This window comes from Hymenobacter baengnokdamensis, assembly GCF_008728635.1.
GTDB lineage: Bacteria > Bacteroidota > Bacteroidia > Cytophagales > Hymenobacteraceae > Hymenobacter > Hymenobacter baengnokdamensis.
In genome coordinates this window covers 2,904,662-2,919,732 of record NZ_CP044285.1, presented here as the reverse complement: position 1 = coordinate 2,919,732, position 15,071 = coordinate 2,904,662, and the positions used below count along the sequence as shown (strand labels likewise).

Sequence of the window (15,071 nt, the reverse complement as noted above, 5' to 3'; positions counted from 1 at the left end):
CTACTCCCCGCCGGTGTAACATTAGGGCATTGTTAAGCATTTGGGCAATTTGGGTTAACCAACGGCCGTAATTTTGCCTTATTGATGAACTATGCCCCACTGGAATAGCTTGTGCGGGCGGCGTTAAGCTCACTCCATACGTTCTATACCGAATGGTTATTCTGGTTTTCTTCGTTGCCCACTACTACCTGTCGCTGTTTACCCAGACGTTTTACCTGCATCGCTACGCGGCGCATAAGATGTTTACGATGAACAAGTTCTGGGAGCGGTTTTTTTACCTGTTTACTTATATCTGTCAGGGCAGCTCATTTTTGTCGCCGCGCGCCTACGCGCTGCTGCACCGCATGCACCACGCCTACTCCGATACAGAGCTGGACCCGCACTCGCCGCACTTCTCGAACAACGCGTTTGATATGATGTGGAAAACCAAGAATATCTACAACGACGTTGTAAACCACAAAAATGAGCTGGCCGCGCGCTTCGAGGGCGACATTCCGCAGTGGAAAGCGCTGGAGGCATTTGGCGGCACGGCCATTTCACGTTTGGGCTGGGGCACGGCTTACGTGCTGTTTTACATCAATTTCGCCACTGCCTGGTGGCAATACCTGCTGCTGCCGATTCACTTTCTGATGGGTCCGATTCACGGTGCCATCGTGAACTGGGGCGGCCACAAGTACGGCTACCAGAACTTCGATAACCACGATAAGTCGAAGAACACGCTGGCACTGGACTTTCTGGCTTTCGGCGAGCTGTTTCAGAACAACCACCACAAGCTGCCCATGCGCGTCAACTTCGGCGTGAAGTGGTGGGAGTTTGACCCCACCTACGTGGCTATCTGGACGCTTGATAAGGCCCGTATTATCAAGATTAAGCGCCGCAACGTGCAGCCCAAGCAGCGCGTCAAGAAGCTGGCCCAGGCCGCGTAAATTTCGCTAAACAAGCAAGTAAAAGGCTGAAGTATCCCTTCGGCCTTTTTTATTGCGCTGGCTCTCCGTACCTTTGCGGCCCCAAACAGGGAAATTATCCCCTCACCCAGACGCACGAGCTGCGTCGCACAACCCCCAAGGTTTATGGCAGTTAAAATCCGCCTCGCCCGCCGTGGCCGCAAAAAGGCCGCGACTTACGACATTGTAGTAGCTGATGCCCGTGCACCGCGCGATGGCCGCTTCGTTGAGAAGCTTGGTACCTACAACCCCAATACCAACCCGGCTACCATCGTTTACGACGCTGACCGGGCCTTTTACTGGGTGATGAACGGGGCCCAGCCCACCGAAACGGTACGGGCTATGCTGGCCTACCGCGGCGTACTGCTGCGTCGTCACCTTCAGCTTGGCGTTACCAAAGGCGCGCTGACCCAGGAAGTTGCCGACCAGCGCTACCAGGACTGGCTGAGCGAGAAAGACGCGAAAATCGAAGCCAAGAAAACCGGCCTCACCGACACCAAGGCCGAGGCCCGCAAGCAGCAGCTTGCCGCCGAAACCAAAGTAAAAGAGGCCCGGGCTACTGCGCTGGCCGCCAAGCAGGCTGCTGCCCTGGCTGCGGCTACCCCCGCCGCTCCGGCTGAGGCAGCCGCAACCGAAGGCACCACGGAAACCGCCGAAACTTCGGCTGAAGCCGCTGCTTAAGCTGGCAGCGTATGCTGTTAAAAAAGAACGTCATGTTGCGTAAGCGCAGCATGACGTTCTTTTTTAACAGCATATTAATCAGTCATTTCAACAACCTCACGTATTGCTACGCATGACGCTCGACGAATGCTTTGAACTCGGCTTCATTGTGAAGCCCCACGGCCTCAAAGGCCAGCTGGTGACGCAGCTGGATGTAGACGACGCCGCTACGTACGACAAGCTTAAGACCGTGTACCTGGCCTTGCCCGCCGCGCCGGCCCGGCTCACTGCCTACCAGGTAGAGCGGGTCAATCCGCAGGGTGGCCTGCGCGTGCTGCTCAAGCTGCGCGGCATCGAGCGCATTGAGGAAGCCGAACCCCTGCGCGGCGGCAAGCTCTGGCTGCCGCTGAGCGAGCTGCCTAAGCTGGAAGGCACGCAGTTTTATTTCCACGACGTTATTGGCTTTCAGGTCATTGATGCCACCGAGGGGCCATTGGGCGTAGTGGAGAACTTCTACGAGCTGCCCCAGCAGGATGTATTAGCCATGCGCTATAAAGGCCAGGAAGTGCTGCTGCCGGTAGTGGATGAGCTGGTAAGCCACGCTGACATGGCAGCCAGGCAGCTGTTTGTGAACATGCCCGAAGGGCTGTTGGATATTTACCTGAACCCCGGCGCTCACAAAAACCCCAACGCGGACTGACCTGTAGCGTGGACTCTGCGAGTCCGCGCGTGGCACTTTAGTGGTCAATGATGCAACGCGCGGACTCGCAGAGTCCACGCTACAACTTATGCGTATCGACATCCTCACCTGCCAGCCGGCCCTGCTGACGAGCCCGTTTGCCCACTCCATCGTGAAGCGGGCGCAGGACAAAGGCCTGGCCGAAATCTGCGTGCACGACCTGCGCGACTACGCCATCAACAAGCACGGGCAGCTCGACGACTACGTGTTTGGCGGCGGCGCGGGTATGGTGCTGCGCGTAGAGCCCATTGCCGCCTGGATTGACGAGCTGCAAGCCCAGCGGACGTACGACGCCATCATCTACCTCACGCCCGATGGCGAGACGCTACGCCAGCCCCTGGCCAACCGCTTATCGCTGCTGGGCAATGTTATCCTGCTCTGCGGCCATTACAAAGGCGTTGACCAACGCATTCGCGACCACTACGTTACCCACGAAATCAGCCTCGGCGATTTCGTGATGAGCGGCGGCGAGCTGGGGGCAGCCGTGCTCGTCGATGCCGTGGTGCGGCTGCTGCCGGGCGTGCTGGGCAACGAAGAGTCGGCCCTTTCCGACTCGTTTCAGGACGACCTGCTGGCCCCGCCCGTGTACACCCGCCCGGCCGAGTGGCGCGGGCTGGCCGTGCCGGAAATCCTGCTTTCGGGCAACACGCCCAAGATTGAGGAGTGGCGGCACGAGCAGGCGCTGGCCCGCACCCAGGCGCGGCGGCCCGATTTGCTGAAAGAGTAGCTTGCCAAGAGCATGACGTTCTTTTAAGCTGATTACTACGGCTCACGCTTGCATTTCTGCGCTTAATTTTCTATCTTTGCGCTCCGTTTCGCAAAATACCAATCCAGTAGGCAGCGGCGCTGCCTCTTCGTAATTCTTTTTTTCGCCATGAGCGTACTACTCGACTTCATCAATGCCGAAGGCCAGGAGCGCCGCGCCAGCTTTCCCAAGTTTGCTGCCGGTGACACCATTATCGTGCACGTAAAAATCCGCGAGGGCAACAAGGAGCGCATTCAGCAGTTCCAGGGCGTGGTTCTGCAGCGTCGTAACCCCAGCAGCAACGGCGAAACCTTCACCGTTCGCAAGATTTCCAACCAGATTGGTACCGAGCGTATCTTTCCGCTGCTGTCGCCCAACATCGACAAAATCGAAGTAATCCGTCGCGGCAAAGTACGTCGCGCTCGGCTGTTCTACCTGCGTGGCCTGTCGGGCAAAGCCGCTCGTATCAAGGAGCGTCGCCGCGATGTCGAGAAGGTAGCTGCCTAAGCTCCGCTTTCCTCGCAAGCTATATAGCCGGTCTTCCTTCGGGAAGGCCGGCTTTTTTGTGTTGCCTGGCCCGGCTCGCCCGGCAACGTTATCGGCAACGATTGCGCAGAAAAGTGTGGTGAGACTACGGCTTAGCGAGTAGGTTTACGGGTGACTACCCGCAATTGAGCCTTCGCTGAAGCATCGGCGCCGCTATTCTCTCGCTCCTACTCTGCACATGAATTCCCGTTTTTTATCCGTGGCGGCAGCCCTGGGCCTACTCTCGCTGCTGTGTTTGGCGCTGCTTTCATTTATACCGGCCGCCCCCGCCAAAACAAGAGTGTATCTGATTGGCGACTCCACTATGGCCATCAAGCAGGTGAAAGCCTATCCCGAAACGGGTTGGGGTATGCCCTTCACAGCTTTTTTCGACGAAAGCGTAACCGTGGATAACCGGGCGCAGAATGGGCGCAGCACAAAAACGTTTTTGGCCGAGAACCGCTGGCAGCCCGTGGCTAGCGAGCTGCGTGAGGGCGACTACGTGTTCATCCAGTTTGGCCACAACGACGAGGTGCCGACCAAAGCCAGCTACACGCCGGAAGCTGATTTTACTGCCAACCTGAAGCGCTTCGTGAGTGAAACCCGCAGCCGCAAGGCGCAGCCGGTGCTGCTGACGCCGGTGGCCCGCCGCAAGTTTGACGCAGCCGGCAAAGTTGAGGAAACCCACGCCGCCTACGCCGAGCTGGTGCGGGCCGTGGCCCGCGAAACGAATACGCCGCTTATCGACCTCGATGCGCGGAGCCAGGTGCTGCTACAACAGTTCGGACCCGAAAATTCGAAGCTGCTATTCAATTACCTAGCGCCCGGTGAGCACCCCAACTACCCCGACGGCCGCGAAGACAATACGCACTTCAGCGAGCTGGGCGCTCGCCGCATGGCCGAGCTGGTGCTGGCCGATATCCGGGACCTCAGGCTGGGCCTGGCCGAGCGCATCGTGCAGGGCACGGTGAAGAAAGCCGTGGACCCGCAAGCCCGCTAATTACATATTTTAAATATATGAAATATAATATATTAACCTCCCTTTTCAATAAGGTGGCTCCGCTGGCTTTATTCGGCTTGCTGGCGTTTGTGGCGGCCCCCCCGGCCCCTCATAAGACCAAGCTCTATCTGATTGGCGACTCCACGATGGCCAACAAAATCAGGGCTACGTTTCCGGAAACGGGCTGGGGGATGCCCTTCGGCACTTTTTTCGACACCACGGTAGTGGTGGACAACCGCGCCCAGAACGGCCGCAGCACGCGCACCTTCCTGGCCGAAAACCGCTGGCAGCCGGTGGTTGAGGCGTTGCAACCGGGTGATTACGTGTTCATTCAGTTCGGGCACAACGACGAGTCGCAGGATAAGCCCGACCGCTATACCACCCCCGAAGACTACCGCAGGAATCTGGCGAAGTTTGTGACCGAGGCCCGCAGCAAAAAGGCCAACCCGATTCTGCTTACGCCGGTTTCGCGGCGGTATTTCGACAAGCAAGGACAAATTAAGGAAACGCACGTCGTGTACTCGGCCGCTACCATGGCAGTGGCCAAAGAGCTTAAGGTGACGCTGGTAGACATGGACAAGCTGAGCCGGGACATGCTTCAGAAGTTCGGCGATGAGAATTCCAAGCTGCTGTTTATGCAGCTCGCCCCCGGCGACCATCCCAACTACCCCCTGGGCCGCAACGATAACACCCACTTCAACGAGCTGGGAGCCCGCAAGATGGCCCAGCTGGTAGTAGCCGACCTGAAAGCCCAGCACGTGCCGCTGGCCGAAGAGCACCTGGCCCGCCCCCTACCCAAAAACGCCGTTGCCACCCCCAGCAGCGCCAACTCTCAGCCCACGACTCCCTAAATGAAAACGTTTTTTTTGCTGGCTGGCTTCGGCCTGAGTACGCTTGCTGTCCGGGCCCAGGCTACCGGCCCACTCGTAGTGGCGGCCGATGGCAGCGGGCAGTTTCGCACCGTGCAGGCAGCCATAGATGCTGCCCCCAGCCAGTCGGCGGTGCCGGTTGTCATCCAGCTCAAAAAAGGCACTTACCATGAAAAGGTGACCGTGCCGACCCTGAAAACGCACCTCGTGCTGCGGGGCGACGATGCGGCTGGTACCATTATCACGTACGACGACCACGTGGGCATCAAGGACCTGACCACGCCGGCCTCGTACTCAGTATTGGTGCAGGCCAACGACTTTACGGCCGAAAACGTGACGTTTGAAAACGCGGCCGGCTACAAGGCCGGGCAGGCCGTGGCCCTGAACGTGGAAGGCGACCGGGCCATTTTTCGGCACTGCCGCATGGTGGGCAACCAGGATGTGCTGCTGCTGGCTACCGGCGGCAGCCGGCAATACTACCGCGACTGCTACATTGAGGGGACGACCGATTTTATTTTCGGGGCCAGCACCGGCGTGTTTGACCACTGCGTGATAAAAAGCAAGAAAAACTCGTTTGTGACGGCCGCTTCCACCCCGGCTGAGCAGCCGTACGGGCTGGTATTCCTGGATTGCAAGCTGGTAGCCGACACCGCCCTGGCTAAAAAGGTATACCTGGGCCGGCCCTGGCGGCCCAACGCCAAGGTAGTCTATATCAACTGTGAGCTGGGTAGCCACCTGGTGCCGGCGGGCTGGGACAACTGGAAAAACCCAGAAAACGAGAAAACCGCCTATTTTGCCGAGTATCATTCTACCGGTCCGGGAGCACGGCCGACCGCCCGCGTACCCTGGTCGCACCAGCTCACGGCCAAGGAGGCCAAAGAATATAACCTCAAGAATATTTTTAGCGGGAAGGAGCCCTGGGTGGTGAAGAAGTAAGAATCTCCTCAGCTATCCGGCCACGGATGGTACCTTTGGATGGTCATTGCTTCTCTTCCCTATCCCTCCTACCCTATGCGTATTTCCCGGCTGGCCGACCAGCTAAGCGGCTCCGAAATTATTCGAATTGGCAATGCCGTGAGCGAACAGATTCGCCAGGGCGCAGCTATCTGCAACCTGACCATTGGCGATTTTGACCCTGCGCTGTTTCCGATTCCGGCCGGACTGCGTGAGGGCATAATGGCTGCTTATCAGGCGGGCCAGACCAACTACCCGCCGGCCGCCGGCACCGCCGACCTGCGCCAGGCCGCCGCCGATTTTCTGAAAATCCGCCTGGGCCTGAGCTATTCGCCGGCCGATGAGCTGCTGGTGGCCGGCGGCTCGCGCCCGCTCATCTACGCGGCTTATCTGGCCCTGGTAGACCCCGGCGACCGCGTGGTATTTCCGGTGCCATCGTGGAACAACAACCACTACTGCCACCTGTCGGGCGCCGTGCAGGTAGCTGTGCCCACGCAGCCCGAGCACGATTTTATGCCCACGGCTGCTGAGCTGGCTCCGCAGCTGAAAGGCGCCACGCTGCTGGCTTTGTGCTCGCCGCTTAACCCCACGGGCACGGTGTTTACCAAGGAGGTGCTGGAGGAGATATGCGACCTGGTACTGGCCGAAAACCAGCGGCGGGGTCCGGATGAGAAGCCCCTCTATATTCTCTACGACCAGATTTACTGGCTCCTGACCTTCGGGCAGACCCAGCATTTCGACCCGGTGAGCCTGCGCCCGGCTCTGCGCGACTACGTGGTGTACATCGACGGCATTTCGAAATGCTTTGCGGCTACCGGCGTGCGCGTAGGCTATTCGTTTGGCCCCAAGCTGATTATTGAAAAAATGAAGTCACTCCTGGGCCACATCGGCGCCTGGGCGCCGAAAGCTGAGCAGGTAGCTACGGCGGCTTTCCTGCCCGAGACAGCGGCCGTCGACAGCTACCTGACGGAGCTGAAAGGCGGCTTGCAAGCCAGCCTCGAAGCCGGCTATCACGGCCTGAAAGCCCTGCGCGAGCAAGGGTACCCGGTAGATGCCATTGCCCCGGCTGGCGCTATCTACCTCACCGCCAAGATAGATGCGCTGGGCCGCACCACGGCCAGCGGCGAGGTATTGGCTTCTACCAAAGAGATAACCTCCTACCTGCTCACCGAGGCCCAGCTGGCCGTAGTGCCGTTCAGCGCCTTCGGTGCCGATGCCTCGGAGCCCTGGTTCCGGCTGTCGGTAGGGGCCGAGTCGCGGGATTCTATCCAGGCCGCACTGCCGCGCTTGCAGGCCGCGCTGGATAAGCTTAAATAAGCCTTCCGGGCAGCGGAAATAAAAAGCAGTTTCGGCAGGTGAAAGAACAAGTTGTTCTTTTACCTGCCGAAACTGCTTTTTGTAGCCGAAAAGTTGCGTTACCTATTCATCCGTAGCCGGTACCAGGGGCGTTTTAACGCCCGACTCGAACGGCAGGCCCGCATCCTTGAGCTTGCCTTTACTACCGAGCACCAGGGCAATGGTAGCGGCCAGACTGCTGGCGGCCACTACCCCGGCTACCACCGGGTGCAGCGTAGCCCGGGTGTAGAGGCTGGTTTTCATCACGTGGCCGGGGTGTTTACCATGAACTTTGGCATGCGGACCATTGGGCCGGTGCAGCGAGCCCGCCGGGTCCTGCGCCCGGGTTCCTGCCTGTTTCTGCTGGGCCACGCCGGTTTTGGCGTTCATCCAGTCGAGGGCACCCGGCGCAAACTTATTGATGGTGCTCATCAGCTTGCCACCGCCCCCCACATAAATGTCGCGCACCGGATGCGTAGCGGCGTGCAGAATCGCATTGGCTACTTCCTCGGGGGCATAGACGGGCGCGGGCAGCTTGGGCTTTTCCGACAAGTAATTGCGGGCATGCTCCGGAAAGGGCGTGTTGATGGCCGATGGCTTGATGAGTGTTACCGAGATGGGCGCTTTCTCATCGGCCATCTCGATGCGCAGGGCATCGGTAAAGCCTTTCACGGCGTGCTTGCTGGAGGCGTACATTCCCTGGATAGGCACCGACACGTCGGACACCTCACTGCCCAGATTGATGAGCGCTCCACCGTGCTTTTTGAGGAATTTAATGGCTTCGAGCGAGCCATTAACGATACCCCAGAAATTGGTATCATACAGGCGCTTAAAGTCTTCTAGGTTGCCTTGCTCCAGGCGGCCCCACATGCCCACGCCGGCATTATTGACCCACGTATCGAAGCCTCCGAAATGAGCGCGGGCGGCTTCGGCAATGCGGCGCACGGAGGCCGGGTCGGCGACGTCGGCAGCCACGGTGGCTACGTGGCCGCCCAGCGACTGCGCCACCAGGTCGAGGTCGGTTTGGGAGCGGGCAGCGAGCACAAGGCGAGCCCCGGCCTTGGCGGCCGCACGGGCGGTAGCGAGGCCAATACCACTGGTGGCCCCGGTAATAACAATGACCTGCTGGTCGAGTGGCTTGAGTTTGATGGACATGCTGGAAAAGGGAGAGTAGAATTAAGATGACTAGCCCCGCAAGGCGCAGATACTGTACGAACGTAGCCGCGAATAGATATGCTGAGGTTGAGCCGACGGGGGGCGCCTACCTTTGCCCCTCTATTCCCAACCTTACTTAATGGCGGATTCTTTTTCTCAAAAAACCCTGGCCCTGCTGGGCTCTACGGGCTCCATTGGCACGCAGGCGCTGGAGGTAGTACGCGAGCAGCAAGGCCGCTTTCGGGTGGCGGTGCTCACGGCCGGGCGGCAGTGGCAGCTGCTGGTGCAGCAGGCGCAGGAGTTCAGGCCGGAGGTGGTAGTTATCGGCGAGGAGTTTTACCGGGAGGTAAAAGCCGCCCTGGCCAGCCAGCCCGAAACCCAGGTGCTGGCCGGCGCGGCGGCCCTGGCCGAAGTGGTGCAGCGCCCCGAAGTAGACGTGGTGCTGACGGCCCTCGTTGGCTACGCGGGCCTGGTGCCCACGGTAGCCGCCATCCGGGCCGGCAAGGATATTGCCCTGGCCAACAAGGAAACGCTGGTAGTAGCCGGCGAGCTGATAACCAGCCTGGTGCAGCAGCACGGCGTGCAGCTGCTGCCCGTCGACTCGGAGCACTCGGCCATTTTTCAGTGCCTGGTGGGCGAGGCGCACAACCCCGTTGAGAAGATTATCCTGACGGCCTCGGGCGGACCATTCAGGGGCCGCAAAGTATCGGATTTAGCCTATATTACAAAAGCCCAGGCGCTGAAGCATCCGAACTGGACGATGGGCGCCAAAATCACTATCGACTCGGCCACGCTCATGAACAAGGGCCTGGAAGTGATAGAAGCCAAATGGCTGTTTGGACTGCGCAACGAGCAGATTGACGTGGTGGTGCATCCGCAAAGCATTGTGCACTCGCTGGTGCAGTTTGAGGATGGCTCGCTGAAAGCGCAGCTGGGCCTGCCCGATATGAAGCTGCCCATTCAGTATGCGCTGGGCTACCCCGAGCGGCTGCGCAATGATTTCCCCCGGTTTTCGTTTCTGAACTACCCCACTCTCACCTTTGAGCCTCCCGACCAGGATACGTTCCGGCACCTGCCGCTGGCCTTTGAGGCCATGCGCCGCGGCGGCACGGCCGCCTGCGTGCTCAATGCGGCTAATGAAGTGGCCGTGGCCGCTTTTTTGCAGGATAAGGTAAGCTTTCCGGCGATGGCCGAGGTAGTGGCCGAGTGCCTGCAACGGGTGCCGTATCTTGCAAGCCCAACTTTGGCCGACTATGCCGCTACTGATGCGGAAGCACGCCGGGTTGCGGCAGGGTTAATTAAAAATTGAGAAGTAAAAATTAAAAATTATCGCTCGTGCTTCTTCAGAAGGACGTGTGCCATTTTTAATTGCCTGATTTTTAATTCTTAATTTATAATTTTTAATTCTTTCTTCTCCTTTGGAAATTCTCGTTATGATTGGCCAGCTGCTGCTGGGCCTCTCGCTACTGGTTGGCTTGCACGAATTTGGGCACTTTGCCTTCGCCAAGCTGTTTAAGATTCGGGTCATTAAGTTTTACATCTTTTTCGACTTTCTGTTTCCGCTGCCGCACGTCTGGAATTTCAGCTTGTTTAAGCGTAAGGTGGGCGAGACGGAGTACGGCATTGGCTGGTTTCCGCTGGGCGGCTACGTGGCCATCCACGGTATGGTAGATGAAACGCAGGATGCCGACGCCCTGGCCGGCCCCCCGCAGCCCGATGAGTTTCGGAGCAAGCCCGCCTGGCAGCGGCTGCTAGTGATGCTGGGGGGCATTATTATGAACGTGCTAACGGGCATCGTCATCTTCTCGGCCCTCACCTACAAGCTGGGCGAGAGCTATCTGCCCTCTTCTGAGGCCCGCTACGGCGTGGTTACCACCAAGCTGGGCCGCGACCTTGGCTTCCGCGACGGCGACCAGATTGTAAAAATCAACGGGCGCCCGTTTACCGAGTTCAACCAGGTGTACGACCCCAACGTGCTGCTCGGCAACGAAAGCTACTACACTGTGGAGCGCAATGGCCAGCTGCTTGACCTGCCCAAGCTACCCAAAACGTTTTTCGACAGGCTTAACAAGCAGGGCGACAGCCTATTTGTGGAAGCGCGCTCGCCCTTCACGCTGGCCGAGGTAGTGCCCGGCAACCCCGCCGCCAAGGCCGGCATCAAGGTTGGCGACCGCATTACCCAGATTGGGGCTACGCCCATTCGCTACTACGACGAGCTGCTGCGCACGCTGCCCCGCTACAAGGGCCAGACTATTCCCATTACCGTGAGCCGGGCTGGCCAGACACTGGCGCTGCCCGTAGCCGTGAGCGCGGCTGGCAAAATCGGCGTGCGCCCCAAGCCGGAGCTGAATTTCAGCACCCGCTACTACAGCCTGGGCCAGTCGGTGCCCCAGGGAACCAAGCAGGCGTTTAGTGTTATTACGCTGCAAGCCAAGGCTTTTGGCAAAATTCTGAAACGTGAGGCTTCGGCTTCGGAAAGCCTGGGCGGCCCCGTCGAAATAGCCCAGCAGTTTGGCGGCGTCTGGAACTGGCCGCACTTCTGGACCCTGGTCGGTACGCTGAGCATGGTGCTGGCCTTCATGAACCTGCTGCCCATTCCGGCCCTCGACGGCGGGCACGTGTTATTCCTGCTCTACGAGATGATTCTGCGCCGCAAGCCGTCGGAGAAATTCCTGGAAAATGCCCAGCGCGTAGGCACCGTGCTGATTCTGGCCCTCATGGCGTATGTTATTGTGATTAAGCAGGTAATGAAGCTGTTTTAGGTAAGCCTCATTGCCTTTGGTAGTTGTCCTTGCAAGCTTTACGCTCGCAAGGACAACTGTTTTTCAGACCTTAACTGACCAGATTCTCACTACCCTTATGCGCCGTCTTCCTCTGCTTCTCAGCCTGCTGCTCGGCTTGCCGGGCCTGGCGGGCACCCGTCATGCCTATCACACCAGCATTCTGGAGCTGCGCCTCAACCCCGAAAAGCAGCAGGTAGAGCTGGCGCTGAAAGTCTTCGCCGACGACTTTACGCGGGCGCTTTCGCAGGGCCGGCCCAGGGCGGTAGACTTGCAGCAGCCCAGCGCGCTCCCCGTGGCCGAGCTGTACCTGCACCAGCACCTCAAGCTGAGTATTCCGGCCGCGCCCCGCCACCCTCGCCTGCCGCTCGACGTGCAGTTTATGGGGCTGCAACCCGAAAAAGATGCGTATTGGCTCTACGCCAAGGTGCCCCTGCCGCACCCCACCAAGGAGCTGCTGATTCAGCAGGAAATGCTGCTGGAGCTGTTCTCCGACCAGATGAATATCGTGAACGCCGAAGGCAACGGCAAGAAAATCAGCGCCCTGCTTCGCAACGGGCACGAGGAGGAAGTGCTGAATTTTTAATGGGCGATGGGTAATAAGCAATGGGTAATATTAAATTAAAAATATATTACGCATTACTTCCCGCCAGCCACTCGCAGAATGGCCCGAGCGCGCGCAGGGCGGCTAGAATGTGCCCTTGGAAGTCAGCAGCACTGAGCTGGCGTACCTCTGCATCGGGTAGCTGACAGGATAACAGAAACTGCTTGTGGCGCAGCCAGCCAGCCTCGGGGTGCGCAGCATCGTAGCCGGACGGCATCTTTTTTAGCTGCTCGCCGGCGAGGCCCTGCGGGAAGAACTGCCGGGCCGTCGGTGCGGCCAGCAGCGCGTGCAGGCCATCGGCTGCGTAGTCTATTTCCTGGCGGATGGCTGCCACCTGCTCTTTGGTGGGCTCGTAGAGGCCGCCGGCCACGAGCGTCTGGCCGTGGGGCCCAATCTGCACGTAGCGGCCGGGGCCGTCACCCTTTTTGCCGCCCGCTGCAAAATAGGCCGAGAAGTGCGTTTTATAGGGCACCTTTACTTTCGAAAAACGCACGTCGCGATATATTCTAAAAATGCACTTTTTCGCATCCAGGCCGGCCAAAGCGGGCTCGTCAGCGGTCAGCTCACGCAGCCAGTAGGCTACGTCCTGCTCAAAATCGGTGCGTAAGAGGTCGTAGGCAGCTTTGTGGTTCTGAAACCAGTCGCGCTCGTTGTGGCGCGCCAGTTTTTCGAGAAAATCGAGGAGAGCAGCAGGATTCATGGCTTAAAGATGCACCCCGTTTCAGGTATAAAGTGCCCCTCGCTTATACCAGCACCAGGCCAGTGAGCGTTTGCTGGCCAGTACCCAACTCACTCTCTTTCACTTGCGAACTACCTGCTTTTTTCTGTTGGCTGGCCTGCTGTTCAGGCCGGCGGCGGCTCAATCGACAGCGGCAGCCCCCGATTTCTGGACGCAACAGCTGGCCCACGCACGGGTGCAGGTTGCCTATGCGCGCTGCTGGCCGGAACTGGTGAATCAGCTGCACGCCCAGCACCTCGACCCGACCAAGCTCGAGCTGTTTTTTCGTCTCATCAAAACCAGGCGCGCCCTGGAGGTATGGGGTCGCAACCAGGGCGACGCTGCCTTTCAGCTGGTGCGCGACTACCCGCTAGCCGCTATTTCGGGCACGCTAGGCCCGAAGCGCCGGGCCGGCGACGGACAGGTACCCGAAGGCTTTTACCACATCGACCGCTTCAACCCGCAGAGTGCCTACCACCTCTCACTCGGCCTCGACTACCCCAGTGCCGACGACGTACTGGCGGCGGGCCTGGGCGACCCTGGTGGCGATATCTTCATCCACGGCTCGGACGTAACGGTGGGCTGCCTGCCTATTACGGATGCCGGCATCGAAGAAGTGTACTTGCTGGCTGTAGCCGCCCGGGCAGCGGGGCAAGCCAGCATTGAGGTACATATCTTCCCGTTTCCGCTGCTCGAAAGCGAGTTGAGCAAGTATCCCGATAGCCCACACCTCCCTTTTTGGCGTAGCCTGGCGCCGGGCTACGCGCACTTTGAGGCCAATCACTCCATCCGCGTGGCCGGACGCTAGGCGCACACGCCAAGCCGCCGCAACTAAGCACGCCTGATTGCCCGGCACGGTTTTTTAGTTCAGTCAGCTACCAGTAACCTTTTTATTTTGCCTATGCATCGGCTACTTTTTCTCTTACCGGCTTTTCTGTTTTTCATTCAGGCTGCGCACGCCCAGAGGCCTGCCGACCTTTGGTACTTTGGCCGCCAGGCCGGCTTGAGCTTTGCCAGCGGCACCCCTACCCCGCTGCTCGATGGCGCCATGACCACCTACGAGGGCTGCGCTACCGCCACTACCAGGCGCGGCGAGCTGCTTTTTTACACGGATGGCCAGACGGTGTGGAACCGCCAGCACCAGCCTATGCCGAGCGGCCGCCACCTCATGGGGTCGGGCAGCAGCACGCAGTCGGCCCTTATTGTACCGGACCCCGGCTCGGGCAATATTTTCTACATCTTTACCGTGGCCCCGCAGGGAGCCCCCGATGGCCTGCGCTACTCGGTAGTAGACATGACCCGCGACAACGGCCTCGGCGATGTGCCCCGCGCCAACCTGCTGCTCGTGACTCCGGTAGCCGAGAAGCTCACGGCCGTGCGCCACCCCAACGGCCGCGACGTGTGGGTACTGGCTCACCGCTGGAACTCCAATGCCTTCGTGGCCTACCTAGTGACGGCCGATGGCGTAGCCGGGAAGCCCGTGATGAGCAACGTGGGCAGCCTGAATGCCGGCCCCGGCCGCAACGCCATCGGGGCGCTCAAGTTTTCGCCCGATGGTACCAGGCTGGCCGCCGCCATCTGGCGCGAGAGCAACCGGTTTGAGGTGTACGACTTTGACCGCAGCACCGGCAAGGTGAGCAATGCGCGCAGCTTCGGGCCCTATGCCGAGGCTTATGGGGTCGAGTTTTCGCCCGACGGCAGCAAGCTCTACGGCACCTGCAACGGCAATACCGCGAGCAAAAATCCTACCGTGAGCGAAACCCAAATAATCCAGATAGACCTCAAAACCAAGGCAGTGGTACCGGTAGGCCATTCCTCCAACCATAAAATCGGGGCGTTGCAGCGGGGGCCCGACGGCAAAATCTACGTGGCCCGCGAAGACAACTCCTTTCTCGGCGTTATTGCCAGCCCCAATGTGAGCGGCCCGGCCTGTGGCTACGTCGACGACGGCCTCAAGCTGGGTGGGCGGCGCAGCAAGCTCGGGCTGCCTGGCTTCGTGGTAGAGCCCTAGCTGCCCGCTGCCGGGCCGGCACCAAACAACCG

Annotated in this window: 16 protein-coding genes; 14 read left to right on the top strand and 2 right to left on the bottom strand. The window is 59.6% G+C overall.

The window, feature by feature from the left end; all coding sequences use genetic code 11:
• The first annotated feature begins 152 nt into the window (after positions 1-152).
• From F6X24_RS12505 to F6X24_RS12465, 9 genes are all read left to right on the top strand, one after another.
• A complete protein-coding gene (locus F6X24_RS12505) occupies positions 153-926 on the top strand; it encodes an acyl-CoA desaturase (protein ID WP_151088321.1) in 774 nt (257 codons plus the stop codon).
• A 144-nt stretch (positions 927-1,070) separates the two neighbouring features.
• Positions 1,071-1,625 carry a 30S ribosomal protein S16 gene (locus F6X24_RS12500; protein ID WP_151088320.1) on the top strand — a complete coding sequence of 185 codons (555 nt, stop codon included), beginning with the start codon at positions 1,071-1,073 and terminating at the stop codon, positions 1,623-1,625.
• 112 nt (positions 1,626-1,737) lie between these two features.
• Positions 1,738-2,304, top strand: coding sequence for a ribosome maturation factor RimM (rimM, locus tag F6X24_RS12495; protein WP_151088319.1), 567 nt, complete (start codon positions 1,738-1,740; stop codon positions 2,302-2,304).
• A gap of 88 nt (positions 2,305-2,392) precedes the next feature.
• Positions 2,393-3,070, top strand: a complete 678-nt coding sequence (gene trmD, locus F6X24_RS12490; RefSeq protein ID WP_151088318.1) for a tRNA (guanosine(37)-N1)-methyltransferase TrmD — start codon at positions 2,393-2,395, stop codon at positions 3,068-3,070.
• A gap of 147 nt (positions 3,071-3,217) precedes the next feature.
• Positions 3,218-3,595 carry a 50S ribosomal protein L19 gene (rplS, locus tag F6X24_RS12485; RefSeq protein WP_151088317.1) on the top strand — a complete coding sequence of 126 codons (378 nt, stop codon included), beginning with the start codon at positions 3,218-3,220 and terminating at the stop codon, positions 3,593-3,595.
• Positions 3,596-3,812: 217 nt separating this feature from the next.
• Positions 3,813-4,613 (top strand): rhamnogalacturonan acetylesterase, encoded by an 801-nt coding sequence (locus F6X24_RS12480; RefSeq protein ID WP_151088316.1) that lies wholly within the window; start codon positions 3,813-3,815, stop codon positions 4,611-4,613.
• A 17-nt stretch (positions 4,614-4,630) separates the two neighbouring features.
• On the top strand, positions 4,631-5,464 hold the full coding sequence (locus F6X24_RS12475; RefSeq protein WP_151088315.1) for a rhamnogalacturonan acetylesterase: 834 nt from the start codon (positions 4,631-4,633) through the stop codon (positions 5,462-5,464).
• Complete coding sequence (locus tag F6X24_RS12470) at positions 5,465-6,418, top strand: pectinesterase family protein (protein ID WP_151088314.1); 954 nt, start codon at positions 5,465-5,467, stop codon at positions 6,416-6,418. It begins immediately after the preceding gene.
• Between the two features lie 75 nt (positions 6,419-6,493).
• Positions 6,494-7,753 (top strand): pyridoxal phosphate-dependent aminotransferase, encoded by a 1,260-nt coding sequence (locus F6X24_RS12465; RefSeq protein ID WP_151088313.1) that lies wholly within the window; start codon positions 6,494-6,496, stop codon positions 7,751-7,753.
• A 102-nt stretch (positions 7,754-7,855) separates the two neighbouring features.
• Here the strand turns inward: F6X24_RS12465 and F6X24_RS12460 are convergent, their stop codons facing one another.
• Positions 7,856-8,926 (bottom strand): SDR family oxidoreductase, encoded by a 1,071-nt coding sequence (locus F6X24_RS12460; protein WP_191906313.1) that lies wholly within the window; start codon positions 8,924-8,926, stop codon positions 7,856-7,858.
• A 139-nt stretch (positions 8,927-9,065) separates the two neighbouring features.
• On the opposite strand from F6X24_RS12460, the gene F6X24_RS12455 reads away from it, so the two are divergent.
• The 3 genes from F6X24_RS12455 (at position 9,066) to F6X24_RS12445 (ending at position 12,292) form a co-directional block, all read left to right on the top strand.
• Complete coding sequence (locus tag F6X24_RS12455) at positions 9,066-10,235, top strand: 1-deoxy-D-xylulose-5-phosphate reductoisomerase (protein ID WP_151088312.1); 1,170 nt, start codon at positions 9,066-9,068, stop codon at positions 10,233-10,235.
• A 109-nt stretch (positions 10,236-10,344) separates the two neighbouring features.
• Positions 10,345-11,688, top strand: a complete 1,344-nt coding sequence (gene rseP, locus F6X24_RS12450) for an RIP metalloprotease RseP (protein ID WP_151088311.1) — start codon at positions 10,345-10,347, stop codon at positions 11,686-11,688.
• Between the two features lie 97 nt (positions 11,689-11,785).
• Positions 11,786-12,292 (top strand): DUF6702 family protein, encoded by a 507-nt coding sequence (locus F6X24_RS12445; protein ID WP_151088310.1) that lies wholly within the window; start codon positions 11,786-11,788, stop codon positions 12,290-12,292.
• Between the two features lie 46 nt (positions 12,293-12,338).
• Here F6X24_RS12445 and F6X24_RS12440 read toward each other — a convergent pair whose 3' ends face one another.
• On the bottom strand, positions 12,339-13,010 hold the full coding sequence (locus F6X24_RS12440) for a DUF2461 domain-containing protein (protein WP_151088309.1): 672 nt from the start codon (positions 13,008-13,010) through the stop codon (positions 12,339-12,341).
• Positions 13,011-13,113: 103 nt separating this feature from the next.
• On the opposite strand from F6X24_RS12440, the gene F6X24_RS12435 reads away from it, so the two are divergent.
• Together F6X24_RS12435 and F6X24_RS12430 are read left to right on the top strand one after the other, a co-directional pair.
• On the top strand, positions 13,114-13,836 hold the full coding sequence (locus F6X24_RS12435) for a L,D-transpeptidase family protein (RefSeq protein ID WP_229725074.1): 723 nt from the start codon (positions 13,114-13,116) through the stop codon (positions 13,834-13,836).
• Positions 13,837-13,929: 93 nt separating this feature from the next.
• Positions 13,930-15,039: a YncE family protein gene (locus tag F6X24_RS12430; protein ID WP_191906312.1), complete on the top strand. Its 1,110-nt coding sequence runs from the start codon at positions 13,930-13,932 to the stop codon at positions 15,037-15,039.
• Positions 15,040-15,071: the final 32 nt, after the last annotated feature.

Bases quoted from the DNA above. Each gene is read 5' to 3' on its own strand.
- rplS (WP_151088317.1), top strand. From the start codon at position 3,218: ATGAGCGTACTACTCGACTTCATCAATGCCGAAGGCCAGGAGCGCCGC.
- F6X24_RS12440 (WP_151088309.1), bottom strand. From the start codon at position 13,010: ATGAATCCTGCTGCTCTCCTCGATTTTCTCGAAAAACTGGCGCGCCAC.
- F6X24_RS12430 (WP_191906312.1), top strand. From the start codon at position 13,930: ATGCATCGGCTACTTTTTCTCTTACCGGCTTTTCTGTTTTTCATTCAG.
- rimM (WP_151088319.1), top strand. From the start codon at position 1,738: ATGACGCTCGACGAATGCTTTGAACTCGGCTTCATTGTGAAGCCCCAC.
- F6X24_RS12460 (WP_191906313.1), bottom strand. From the start codon at position 8,926: ATGTCCATCAAACTCAAGCCACTCGACCAGCAGGTCATTGTTATTACC.
- F6X24_RS12480 (WP_151088316.1), top strand. From the start codon at position 3,813: ATGAATTCCCGTTTTTTATCCGTGGCGGCAGCCCTGGGCCTACTCTCG.
- F6X24_RS12445 (WP_151088310.1), top strand. From the start codon at position 11,786: ATGCGCCGTCTTCCTCTGCTTCTCAGCCTGCTGCTCGGCTTGCCGGGC.
- trmD (WP_151088318.1), top strand. From the start codon at position 2,393: ATGCGTATCGACATCCTCACCTGCCAGCCGGCCCTGCTGACGAGCCCG.
- F6X24_RS12455 (WP_151088312.1), top strand. From the start codon at position 9,066: ATGGCGGATTCTTTTTCTCAAAAAACCCTGGCCCTGCTGGGCTCTACG.
- F6X24_RS12475 (WP_151088315.1), top strand. From the start codon at position 4,631: ATGAAATATAATATATTAACCTCCCTTTTCAATAAGGTGGCTCCGCTG.
- F6X24_RS12470 (WP_151088314.1), top strand. From the start codon at position 5,465: ATGAAAACGTTTTTTTTGCTGGCTGGCTTCGGCCTGAGTACGCTTGCT.
- F6X24_RS12465 (WP_151088313.1), top strand. From the start codon at position 6,494: ATGCGTATTTCCCGGCTGGCCGACCAGCTAAGCGGCTCCGAAATTATT.
- F6X24_RS12505 (WP_151088321.1), top strand. From the start codon at position 153: ATGGTTATTCTGGTTTTCTTCGTTGCCCACTACTACCTGTCGCTGTTT.
- F6X24_RS12500 (WP_151088320.1), top strand. From the start codon at position 1,071: ATGGCAGTTAAAATCCGCCTCGCCCGCCGTGGCCGCAAAAAGGCCGCG.